The organism is Microcoleus sp. N9_A2 (assembly GCF_036701775.1).
Lineage (GTDB): Bacteria > Cyanobacteriota > Cyanobacteriia > Cyanobacteriales > Microcoleaceae > Microcoleus.
The window spans coordinates 102,702-114,024 of record NZ_JAUBRH010000017.1 but is presented as its reverse complement, the minus strand read 5'-3'; the positions used below and the strand labels follow the sequence as shown (position 1 = coordinate 114,024).

Here is an 11,323-nt window from a genome sequence, read left to right as displayed (position 1 = left end):
TTTTACGTGAGAGTAAGGGGTGTGAATCCCTTAGTGGAGTAGGCTCCACGTGCCGAACGACCTTTCAGGTCGCGCCCTTCAGAACCGGACGTGAGACTTTCACCTCATCCGGCTCCTTGATAATACCATCCTTGTTATGGATACGATTTAGGACACGCTATCGGTTTTGACACTTTCTTTAGAGTGTATTGACCCATCTGTTGCTGTCTTTGCGTCGTGGCAGTGTTTATGCAGAAGTTGCAGGTTATCGTAGGTATCTCTCCCACCTAATGATGTCGGTTTAATATGGTCAACTTCTACAACATCTGTACTGGTAAAGTACAAACCACAGTGAGAACAAATACCCTTTTGACGCTTGATTAATGATGCAACCCTGTTAGGGGTTCCTGGGTATTCACCTCTACGCTTGCTCCAATAAGTCCAGTTTCCATCAAACGGACTAGCAACACCCTTTACTTTGATATGCCTTAGGATTGGCGTATCTGAGTGCTGTGTTAGTTCTATTCCGTTCTCGGTACTAAAACACCAATTGCGGTCGCCTACTGTTCGCCAGTATTTGTCTTTATTGATGCTCCCTTTTCCCCTCGTTCTTGACCAAGTTCTTAACTTTTGCCATGTCAGCATATCGACCTTATTGAAGGTTTCCTTACTAACTACTGTCGAGTAATAGTTTGACCACCCCCTGACGATTGGGTTCAGCTTGTTAATTAAAGCAGCTTGAGGAGCGGTTTTATGGGTATCTATTACTTCGGCAATCTTGGCTAGATGAGTTTGGATTTTACCTTTGGAGGGTGTAATTAGTGTTTTAAAACCTAAGTTGAAGTGTCCATTTGATGCCGCACGGTAGTTTCCCACCTTATGCTGCTGTATGTGGAACCCTAAGAACTCAAACCCGACATTACCATCAATCTCAATGAGGGTGTGGGTTAGTTTTGTCTTACTTGGTTTTAATTCCAATCCCATGTCACACAACCATTCTGCAATTATCTCCTTACATCTTTTTACGACGTACAAATCCTCATGGATTATTACGAAGTCATCAGCATAACGGATTAAGCTAAGGGCTGTACGGTTAACCCGTTTTTGTCCTTTTAATGTATCCGCATACTGTTTTATTCTTTCTTCCATACCATGTAGGGCAATGTTCGCAAGTAAGGGAGAAATAACCCCTCCTTGTGGTGTACCCTCATTAGTAGGGAATAAATCACCCTGGACACAATATCCTGCTTTGAGCCATACCTTAAGTTGGCGGCTTAGAGTGGGGTATGTGTGTATTTTGGAGAGTAATGCTTTATGGTCTATGCGGTCAAAGCACTTAGCAATATCAGCATCAAGCACATATTTAGACTTGTACCTAATATTGACAAATATTGCCTCAATCGCATCGTGACATGAACGTCCTGGTCGAAAACCGTAGGAGTTTGGCTCGAATCTCGCCTCCCATTCTGGTTCTAACGCTAGTTTAACTAACGCTTGCAATGCGCGGTCGTTTATTGTAGGTATTCCTAATGGTCGAGTTTCGGTTGTTCCGGGTTTGGGGATATTAACTCTACGAGTGGGTTTTGCCTTGCCTTCCAACTTTAACTTACCAACCAGGTTAGTACGGTTTTTTGGGGTCGGCGATTTAACGCCATCCACACCAGCCGTGTTCTTGCCTTGGTTATCTTGTGTCACCCTACGAACCGCAATACATTTTGCAGACCAAGACCTAATCAGGGTCTTTTGAAGTTTGCGAACTGCTTTAACATCACCACGTTCACTCGCTTGGAATATTCGCTTTTGCAACTTAAAAGTCACCCTTTCTAGCTTGCGCCAGTTGATGTCTTTCCACTCCACCGTCTGATTGTTCAGCGTTTTAGATTTATTCATTGCTACTTGTTTTATTCCTTTGGAATTACCGTGTATCTGTCAGCATATCCACACCATTACAGTGAGGCATTGGCTTTTGATACAATCCCTCTCTCTTAAACCATTCGTTAGCTATTTACTGAATATCGACCTATCCAGAGATTTAAGAGAGTTACTTCGTTCCGATTACACATTGTTTGAATCTTTAGCGTGATGCTTTCCACCGGGGTTATGGGCGGTGCTTATAAGTCGGATTACCAACCGCTTATGCCCTATCCTTACCTTTTGGCTTGGTGTTAGTTAGTCTTTACCGTATCTTACAACGGTTTTATCCTTAACTCAGCCATTACACCATTGTGGTTAACGATGGTTCAAACACATCTTTGCTTGCGCTACGCATGGATTCTTGCTCGACAGATACCGAATTTGGCTTTCAGTAGTTCTGCCTTTTAACCCCGCTTTAGCCTATTGTTTGCTATCCAATAAACTAGGGGTTATGCTTTCACCTCTGCACTTGAGGGGTAGGACTTACCGCACGGCGGTTCACCTACAAATGTAACCAGTTGTCACCAGCCTCATCAACTGGGCTAACCGTCCCGCAAGCTTTTCAGCTTGCTTTAGGCTAAACGAATCGCACAGTAATTGACCACCCATCGGAATCAAGTCACCTTTGTAAAGGAAGATATACTCCTGGACGTACGGTTTCCAGAAACCGGGTTTGATGGGCAAACAAACTGCATAATTAGCCTTTAATAATAGTAAAAACCCCGGTTATAAAGGTATTAATGCGTCCAGGGCTAAAGATAAATAATTGTGCCACTAATTTATATTTAAAAAATGTGCCTTGCGGACATTTTTTAACAATTTAGAAAGAGAAGCTTGTTTGCTAAATTCCCACCAATGTTGTACCGTTGTCCTAGTTGCGATCGGTATTTCTAATCATCCAGCATATTCCATCTATATGTGGTACACGGTATTCAGTAGCTCAGATCAAAAAATGCGATATTACTTCTAAGCCGCCTGGTACGATCGAGTGGGAGTAATACCATTGTCGATTATTGATTTTCGATTGGGATAGATGCCGTCTGTAAGTCCTGTGTTAATTACAGGACTTACACAGAAAAATTATAGTCTAAGAGTCAACTGTCAACTGTCAACTGTGTTGAATAGTGTTGCAAAAATGCTTCCAGTTCTGTCCGTCCTTGTTGGGTAATTGAGTTGTAGAAGACTTCTTTTTGTCCATTGGGAGTGTAGAAACGATAGAAGCGTCGATCGAGATCGATTTGTCGCAGGTATACTAAGGGAACGCCAACAGATGCAAGGAGTCGGGCTTTTTTGCGATCGCGCACCTGCACCTCTGGGCGATCGTGCCAATGAGATTGACATTCTATCACCAGTTTGGCTTTGCGACTAGCACAATAACCGCGTTCCATCAAGGCGATATCGACTCTGGAACTCACCCAAAATTTCCAAAGTTCAATGGGAAGACGGGTAAAAGTTTCTCGACGAGAACAGATCATTTCTAGGGGAACTTGGGGACAGTAACGGAAGCAATCGCCTAAAATCATCTCTAGAATATCGATAGCGATCGTTTCTAACTCGTTGATAATTTCCCCGCTTTGGAATTGGGGAAATGAAGACAAAGAATTGTCACAGTCAAAGGCGTATAGCATTAGTTTTATCTCCAATTAGGGTGAGTGGGAATTAAAGGGGTTGTAGACGACTGTCCAAGCGTTTGCACCAAGAGCGGTAGCAGTCCAAGCGCCCTTCTGGTAAGGTTTGCCTTCTTTCCGAGCGCGGTAGAGAGTTGTGGTGGATACCTCCAACAGTTGTGCGGCTCTATGGGTTGTGCAGGATTGCTCTATTACAGTTGGTTGGGATTGGAGTTTTACCCTTCTCTTTTTGTTAAGGGAGTCGATGGGAGTAGGTGGCTCGTCTGGGAAAAGGCTGAGTTGAAAGGCTGTCATAAGCTGAACCTTTGAGTGCTAATGATTCAAGCCTATTGGAGTCAACTGGATTTCTCCAGAGCAAAACGGTTCAGAAAAAAGTGAACTGATCTGAACTGGTCAAGAAACTTGATGCTGACTATGCTAGGGATAGTTTTGATTGAGATTTTGCGCCTGTGCTGTTGTCCCGCCGTGGACTCAAGTCCACGGCTCATAGCGAAAGTCCACTCAAGTGGACTGAAGAGCGCTTTTTTGGGTCAGCATTTAGTCCTCTTTTAGAGGACTTTCGCTATGAGCCAGGGGTTTAAACCCCTGGCGGGCTATGCAACTGATGCAAAATTCCCAATTTCATCCACTCTAGTTGTTAGGAATGAGTCAAACTATGGCATCTCGCAGTGTTCGGATTGATGGCGCAGGTTTGGATAAAGTTCGTCAACAGATGGCTGAATTGGAAAAGCCACTAAATCCAGACAAACGAGGTTGGTCTAAAGAAAACCTTGTAAATCAGGCTTATGTGAGTATCAGTACCGTACAACGCTTTCTGGATGGCAAGCCGTGCGATCGCGGTACTGTCATCTCAATTCTTAAAGCATTAGAATTTGAACCCATAAACTTTATTGCCGAACATGACTCAAGCTTGCAAAATTCCGATCGAGAGCCACAGCCAAAAATTACCATTGATTGGCAGCGAGTTTGCCAATCAATGTTAAATGAACAGCAAGAGGAGCAACGCTTTAGACGAAGAGCGACAGAAATGGGATTTGAAATCAATGTTTTTGTACCGCTAGGTTTAATCAAACGGAAACAGCAGCAGCGTCGCAGTGGCAATGTGCCTATGGAACTGTTACATCAATTAGAACCGGAAGTTGTTACCCGAATTTACGAGCATGATGAATTCATGACTGACGTTATTGGACAAAACCCTACTGGAAAAAATAAACATATTGCTATTGTCGGCGAACCAGGAGCAGGAAAGACAACGCTGTTAGATAAAATCGCCACTCACATTCAGGAAAATAATCAAGATTTGCCGATTTGCATTGCGCTGGCAAGTTTGCAAGGAAAGACACTGAAAGACTATATCCTTCAGGAATGGTTGCCGGAAGCTATGGCTCTGGTTTATCCTGATATTGATGTAGAGAAGTCTCACAAAACATCTCTACAGAAACGGTTGCGTCATGGTGGGGTGTGGCTGTTACTCGATGGTGTTGATGAAATGGCTGTAGGGCCGAATAGTTGTTTGTCCTTAGAGGAAATTAGAAACCAGCTTACTGATTGGTTGGGTAATGTGCGGGTTGTTTTGACCTGTCGAACCAATGTTTGGGATGCCCGTCTCAACAATCCCCTCACAGGTTTTGATACTTACAAAACTCAAGAATTTAAACCAGAGCAAGTAGATGATTTTATTCAGCAGTGGTTTGCTGAAGCAAAAAATATTCAACGGGGACAGGAGTTACAGGAAAAGCTGCAAGAACCGCAAAAAGAACGCATCCGCCAACTCGTAAAAAATCCGCTTCGCTTATCTCTACTGTGTCAAATATTCAGCCAGAATAAGCAAGCCGAATTACCCGAAACTAAAGCAGAACTATATCAACACTTTGTCCGTTATTTCTATGAGTGGAAACCATCCCAATCGGTTATTGATTGGGCAACTCAACCAGGTTTACGAGAAGAATTACATCAAGCCCTCGGTCGTTTGTCTATAGCAGGATTGGATAGCGATGCTAGATTTCGGTTGCCACTGAGTTTAATTCAGCAAGAAATGGGCGATAGGCTGTTTAAATTAGCCTGGGATCTCGGTTGGCTGAATTTGGTAGATCGAGAAGCTGCAACAGATGAATCTGTTTACGCATTCTTTCATCCTACATTCCAGGAATATTTTGCTGCCTTGGCGATCGATGATTGGCATTTTTTCCTAAATCACGTTCCTCATAATCCAGATGAAGGTATTTATCGCATTTTTGAACTGCAGTGGAAAGAAGTAATTATATTATGGTTTGGAAACAACAATAAAAACAGAGATAAGTTTATTGAGTTGTTAACAAGTTTTAATGATAGATGTGGTATTGAGAATTTTTATGGCTACAGAGCTTATTTTTTGGCTGCGTGTGCAATCTCTGAATTTACAATTTATGAACGAGCAGATGAAATTGTGGAGAGACTGTTTCAAATCGGATTTAGTAACATCGGTGAAGAATTGCATTATTGTGTAGAAGATGCCGCTAGAGAAGTATTTAAAAAAACCGATCGCCTGAAAGCAATTAATTTATTAACCAAATTAATTCGTGAAGAAAAAGAACATAAAATTACATTGGAAAACCAATCTTTTCGTCTTCGGGGAAATGCAGAGAATACCCATGAAGCTGCTAAGATATTAACCAAGCTTGACCCTGGAAACAAATTAGCAGAAGACCTTCTGGAAAATGTAATCAGTTTTTATACTGCAATGGATTGTTCCTGGGGTATGGATCGGGAAGATGCTCTTTCGTCTGCTCATTCATTAGTATATGGTTTACCATTTAAAGGTGAGCCTATAAAAGTTGAATTTAAAATCGAGAATGAGAGTATTAAGGTTATTAAGCTTTTAGATAAATTAACAAAAAGCGACTATAATGAATACACCTTTAAAGATATTTTAAAGTCCTCTAAAGATAAGAAGCTTAAATCAAGTAAAGAATTTATTGCAAAATCTCTAGTTAATTTATTGTGTAATAGTGAAGACGATATGGGCTGTTTCGCGGCAACTTTAAAATTTACAAAAATGATTCAGTATGAAATGTTCCCATTGGTAGTTGAAGGACTAAGAAATTGTCTATACAGGAAAACTGACAAAGATGATGTCGATCGATATTTCCATTGCTATGGAGTTATCTGGCACTGCGCCCAAAAAATGAGTTATCCAGAGTTTTATAGTGCATGGCACAGTCAACCATTTACTATAAATGCAAAAGTATCCGACAACATCCTAGTTAGCAAATCCAACACTAATCAAGTCCTAAACTTTGCCGAATTTCCAGAAGTCCTGCCTTCTGCAATTGTCAGCGACCCAATGCTCAATCAAGCAGTACAACTGATTTGTATTGATGGTAGCGAATTTAACCCTCTAGATAATCCTGCCACTGATATCTATATCCAAATGGTAGAGCAAGGTTGTCCAGAACGACAAGAAGGAACACCCACAACTATGCCACTGCTCAAAGCCTATTGGCGACTGAATTTGAGAAACCTAGAAAAACGAGTTGCGTTGGTGTTCTACAATTCTAAAATCGATCGCGAATTCAGCGAACCTTTTCTAACTGCACTGAGTGCTTTTGGAGGCACGATCGCAATTATCACCGATCGACCATGCGACAATGTAAAACGCATTTCTCCTAACCATCCGAATCTCATCGATGCAGTTTTGAAATGGCTGCGTCGATCGATTTTGGAGGCTTGAATTTTGATTTTGGCAGAAGGCGATCGCTTTTTCACCAACTCAGGCGCGATCGCACTCACACCCCCAAATCCAACTCGATCGAAACATTTCTTCATCTTTCTCTGAATTAAGAGAATCGTCTGCTAAAACAGAGTAGGAGAATTTCCGCTACCATCGAGAGTAGATAGGCTAGCACCAGATAAAATAAAGTAAAAATTCCATCCGCCCTACCCGTTGAGATGGCTGCGAGCTCTCGGTTCAAAAGTGGAGATTTTGCTACCTTGGCATTTGCGGGGGAAATGGCTACAGAAATTCAAAATACTTGGAATTTATACAAATAGAAAGACAGAAATCGACGACAGCCGATCGATCTATTGTGGAAAACTTGCCCTTTTCTGTGGAAAACCCCCCTTTTCCTGTGGAAAACTGCTACTAAATTAAGTGCGATCGCTCTAACCCGATTGATAGGATTTAAAAAATTGGAGGAATTGCGGTAAGTAAAAATACTTTCCCGATTCTTCAATTAATCCGTGTATCCGTCTCAAAATCGCTGGTTGTGCCTTCATTTTTCAGAATCGTAGCTAATTTGGTCGGACTCGTAAGCCGGAGGCTCGACGTGAATTAAGATGCGTACAGGGCTGAAACGTTCTTCCAAACGGGCTTCTACTTCTTCTGTAATCCGGTGAGCAGTTTCTACATCAGCCGCATTCACAATCATGTGCATATCAATAAACACTTGACGCCCGATCGCACCGCGAGAGGCGATCGAGTGACAGTTGACAACTCCGGGTACATCCATTGCGATCGCCTGGATAGTTTCCGGTGCGATCGCCATTTCATCCACCAACCAAGGCAGATTTTCCCTTAAAACTTTCCAACCGCTGCTAAACACCAAAACAGCCACAGGAAAAGACAAAAACACGTCTAGGGATTGCAATTGAGGTATATTCCAAACCTGACCTTGCCAAACACCGATCAACCCAGCAATTACCATAATTGTCACCCAAACATCGCTCATCGTGTGCTGAGCGTCAGCCACCAAAATCGCGCTACCCAGACGTTTGCCAACTCTGCGCTCGTAAAAAGTGACAAAAATATTAATCCCCAGTACAATCAGCAAAATCCACAGTTCATTTGGCGATATTTTGACAACTGTGCCACCTTTTAGCAACCTTTCAACAGCGCCGCTGAGAATTTCAAAACAGGCAATTCCCAGAAAAGCAGCAATTCCCAGAGCTCCGAGAGCGTCAAATTTTTGGTGTCCGTAGGGATGATCGCGATCGGGCTGCGGATTGGCATAATGATTAGTTACCAATCCTAAAATATTATTAGCGCTGTCTGTGACGCTGTGCAAAGCATCTGCCAGCAAACTGAGGGAACCAGTCAGCCATCCCACGGCTGCTTTAATTGCCATCACCAGCAAATTTAGCAATAAGGTAATGATTAAGACCTTGCGGATTTCGGAACGGTTATCGGCTACCATAAAATCTCCTCGATCTGCCGTCAAGTTTCTCACTTCTAGCTTAAAGCCGATCAAGTCATAACAGGTTAAAAGTATTGCAGAATCTAGCTTACGACTAGATTTATATTCATTAATTTAGCCACGCTTCTTGAGATTAATTTTAATTAATAGCATTCTCGCAGTCCAATTGAGCGGGAATGTACTTCTTTTGGGTTACTATATCTTTTATCATTAACAATTGTATGTTAAATTTCATTGCCCATGTCTCTTTCTCCGCTGACACTGAATTTAGTCGAAGGTTCTGTCTCCTTTAGCTTTTCCCCGCAAGCCGCGCGGGATTTGCAAAGCGAAATTGCAGCTTTGATGGAAAGCTTGAAAGCTGTAGCCGCCAAAACTGCTGGCGCTAAAGCTTCTCCCCAAAAACCGATGGAATATCGGTATGCAGGAGATGTATTTTTGGAAGTTTTCTGCAATCCGAATATCTGGCCAACTCCTTTTGCTGCAAAAGTGCTGATTACGGTTAGGGACGATCGCCTGCGCGTCACCACCGAAGCCGAACTCAGCCGCCTGCGCGACGATCTCGCACAGTATATCGAACAAGTCAGTTGAGATGCTTCAACCTGAAACCCGCCCGTTTGTCAAGGTTAAATGCCTGATAAATTAGCGGGTTTTATCACAGCGAAAATAGTTTTGGCTTCAGTAGGGTGCGTCAGCTAGGGTTCTTTTATCCGATAATTGAGAGACTTTCTTCTGACGCACCCTAGGACTAATTGGCTTAGTAAGGTACGTCAGCTAGGTTTCTTTTATCGGTAATTGATAGACTTTCTTCTGACGCACCCTAGGACTAATTGGCTTAGTAAGGTGCGTCAGCTAGGATTTTTTTATCGATAATTGAGAAACTCTCTTCTGACGCACCCTACGACTAATTGGCTTCAGTAGGGTGCGTCAGCTAGGGTTCTTTTATCGATAATTGATAGACTCTCTTCTGACGCACCCTAGGACTAATTGGCTAGGTTTCTTTTATCGATAATTGATAGACTCTCTTCTGACGCACCCTAGGACTAATTGGCTTAGTAAGGTGCGTCAGCTAGGGTTCTTTTATCGGTAATTGAAAGACTCTCTTCTGACGCACCCTACGACTAATTTCTAATTGCTAGTTTTAGTTTTTGGTCAGGGGATAGCTATCTGCCGGCGAAGCCGACCATTCCCACATTGAACCTGCATAATTCTTAGCATTAAATCCGAAACTTGTCAAGACACAAGTCAACCATGCAGACCTAACTCCCCCAGTACAATAACTCACAATTTCAGTTGACTGCGAAACTCCTTTCTGCTGCAACATAGCGACAATTTCCTCGCGTTCCAGCAGTTTTCCCTGTTTGTCCATTAACTGTTTGTAATAGAGATGCACCGCACCGGGAATGTGACCGCCCCTGGTTTCTCCGTAAGGCGTTTTACCTGAATATTCTCGCGGTTCCCTCGCATCAACAACTGCTAAATTATCATTACCTAAAATAGCTTTTAAATCATCCCGATTGATTTCCCAATTCGATCGGCGAGATACAATAAAATCTCCTGGCTGCGATGGATGATTTGTGCGCTTTGTGCGATCGATTCCAGCTTTAACAAAAGCTCGATATCCTCCATCGACAAACACAGCTTTTTCGTGTCCCAAAGTTCGCAGCATCCAAACAATCCGCCCGTCTTCGCCCCAGCCTTTCGCGGAATCCGCAATGACAATGACTGGTTGGTCTTGACAAATTCCCAATGCTTGCAATTTTTCTGTTAAAACTGCATCATCTTCGATAATTTTACCTTGGTGCGGAAAGTCGGAACAGGCAAATTGCTGCCAAGTTACGGGAATAGCTGGCGGCAGACGGCAAAACCACTTTAAAATAGGTTCGCGAGCATCAAGCAGAGTCGCTCCTCCTAACAGTAATTGCTTAGCCAAATCTGCGCTGACAATCCAATTATCTGCTAAATTACACATAAATTAAAGATAGTTTATTTAACAACTTTTGCTGTTTTAGCAGCACAGTTTAAAACCCCATTAGTATTAATGGGATTAGCTGGTTTAATCTTGCCGGGAGCTACATTTACACACAAAATTGTTTGCCTCTTGTTGCCTACTAAAAAAACTCCTCCCACAAAACTTTTGAGATTAGCTTGATTCGACACTGCATAATTAAATACAGCTTTGTTCCCGGTATTAATTGAATATTTGTAATGAGCTGTGTCAGCTTTAATGCGACCTAGACCTAGATTGGCAACAGAACTTGTAAAACCCGTATTGTTTGCATAGTAGGCTTGCTGAGCTTTATTCATCGCTGCCACATATTGTTTAGCTGCTGATTCCTGAGCTTTCAAGGTTGGCGACAATTGAGCCTGAGCGACTGTAGCAAAAACAACTGGCAAAGTTATAGCTGCGATCGCAACTTTCCTCTGCCGATTGCGACAGCTACGAATCCGGCTTGTAGCATTGCTGCAAATTTGAGTCGCTCTAGGAAAACAGAACTGCTTTGTCCTGACAGTTGTTTGGCGTTTCCCTAAAAATTCTCCCTCAATCTTTCCCTGAAATTTATCGGCAAACCTACTTGATAAAAGCGGGATTATTTGCAATAACTTTGCGTGAATAGAGCGGGTGAGTAACAT

At 42.5% G+C, this 11,323-nt stretch carries 9 protein-coding genes; 3 read left to right on the top strand and 6 right to left on the bottom strand.

Annotated elements, in window-relative coordinates; translation table 11 throughout:
- Positions 1-147 precede the first annotated feature (147 nt).
- From ltrA to QUA44_RS13430, 3 genes are all read right to left on the bottom strand, one after another.
- On the bottom strand, positions 148-1,869 hold the full coding sequence (gene ltrA / locus QUA44_RS13440; protein WP_333251757.1) for a group II intron reverse transcriptase/maturase: 1,722 nt from the start codon (positions 1,867-1,869) through the stop codon (positions 148-150).
- A 1,118-nt stretch (positions 1,870-2,987) separates the two neighbouring features.
- Entirely contained in the window at positions 2,988-3,521 is a 534-nt protein-coding gene (locus QUA44_RS13435; RefSeq protein ID WP_333251756.1) for a DUF2726 domain-containing protein, read from the bottom strand.
- Positions 3,522-3,536: 15 nt separating this feature from the next.
- Complete coding sequence (locus tag QUA44_RS13430) at positions 3,537-3,815, bottom strand: hypothetical protein (RefSeq protein WP_333251755.1); 279 nt, start codon at positions 3,813-3,815, stop codon at positions 3,537-3,539.
- Between the two features lie 397 nt (positions 3,816-4,212).
- On the opposite strand from QUA44_RS13430, the gene QUA44_RS13425 reads away from it, so the two are divergent.
- Both QUA44_RS13425 and QUA44_RS13420 read left to right on the top strand, forming a co-directional pair.
- The gene (locus QUA44_RS13425) at positions 4,213-7,230 is read left to right on the top strand and encodes an NACHT C-terminal alpha/beta 1 domain-containing protein (protein WP_333251754.1); all 3,018 of its coding nucleotides are present in this window, start codon (positions 4,213-4,215) and stop codon (positions 7,228-7,230) included.
- Positions 7,200-7,340 carry a hypothetical protein gene (locus QUA44_RS13420; RefSeq protein ID WP_333309719.1) on the top strand — a complete coding sequence of 47 codons (141 nt, stop codon included), beginning with the start codon at positions 7,200-7,202 and terminating at the stop codon, positions 7,338-7,340. The genes QUA44_RS13425 and QUA44_RS13420 overlap by 31 nt, the downstream gene beginning before the upstream one ends.
- A gap of 431 nt (positions 7,341-7,771) precedes the next feature.
- On the opposite strand, the gene QUA44_RS13415 is transcribed toward QUA44_RS13420, so the two are convergent.
- Positions 7,772-8,692 carry a cation diffusion facilitator family transporter gene (locus QUA44_RS13415; protein ID WP_333251753.1) on the bottom strand — a complete coding sequence of 307 codons (921 nt, stop codon included), beginning with the start codon at positions 8,690-8,692 and terminating at the stop codon, positions 7,772-7,774.
- A gap of 240 nt (positions 8,693-8,932) precedes the next feature.
- Between QUA44_RS13415 and QUA44_RS13410 the strand changes: the two genes are divergently transcribed.
- Complete coding sequence (locus tag QUA44_RS13410) at positions 8,933-9,280, top strand: hypothetical protein (RefSeq protein ID WP_333251752.1); 348 nt, start codon at positions 8,933-8,935, stop codon at positions 9,278-9,280.
- 550 nt (positions 9,281-9,830) lie between these two features.
- Here QUA44_RS13410 and QUA44_RS13405 read toward each other — a convergent pair.
- Positions 9,831-10,661: a rhodanese-like domain-containing protein gene (locus tag QUA44_RS13405; protein ID WP_333251751.1), complete on the bottom strand. Its 831-nt coding sequence runs from the start codon at positions 10,659-10,661 to the stop codon at positions 9,831-9,833.
- A gap of 14 nt (positions 10,662-10,675) precedes the next feature.
- Positions 10,676-11,323: a type IV pilin-like G/H family protein gene (locus tag QUA44_RS13400; RefSeq protein ID WP_333251750.1), complete on the bottom strand. Its 648-nt coding sequence runs from the start codon at positions 11,321-11,323 to the stop codon at positions 10,676-10,678.

What these genes read in the sequence shown, in the direction of transcription:
- ltrA (WP_333251757.1), bottom strand. Translation starts at nt 1,869, where the DNA reads ATGAATAAATCTAAAACGCTGAACAATCAGACGGTGGAGTGGAAAGAC.
- QUA44_RS13435 (WP_333251756.1), bottom strand. Translation starts at nt 3,521, where the DNA reads ATGCTATACGCCTTTGACTGTGACAATTCTTTGTCTTCATTTCCCCAA.
- QUA44_RS13430 (WP_333251755.1), bottom strand. Translation starts at nt 3,815, where the DNA reads ATGACAGCCTTTCAACTCAGCCTTTTCCCAGACGAGCCACCTACTCCC.
- QUA44_RS13420 (WP_333309719.1), top strand. Translation starts at nt 7,200, where the DNA reads ATGGCTGCGTCGATCGATTTTGGAGGCTTGAATTTTGATTTTGGCAGA.
- QUA44_RS13415 (WP_333251753.1), bottom strand. Translation starts at nt 8,692, where the DNA reads ATGGTAGCCGATAACCGTTCCGAAATCCGCAAGGTCTTAATCATTACC.
- QUA44_RS13410 (WP_333251752.1), top strand. Translation starts at nt 8,933, where the DNA reads ATGTCTCTTTCTCCGCTGACACTGAATTTAGTCGAAGGTTCTGTCTCC.
- QUA44_RS13405 (WP_333251751.1), bottom strand. Translation starts at nt 10,661, where the DNA reads ATGTGTAATTTAGCAGATAATTGGATTGTCAGCGCAGATTTGGCTAAG.
- QUA44_RS13400 (WP_333251750.1), bottom strand. Translation starts at nt 11,323, where the DNA reads ATGTTACTCACCCGCTCTATTCACGCAAAGTTATTGCAAATAATCCCG.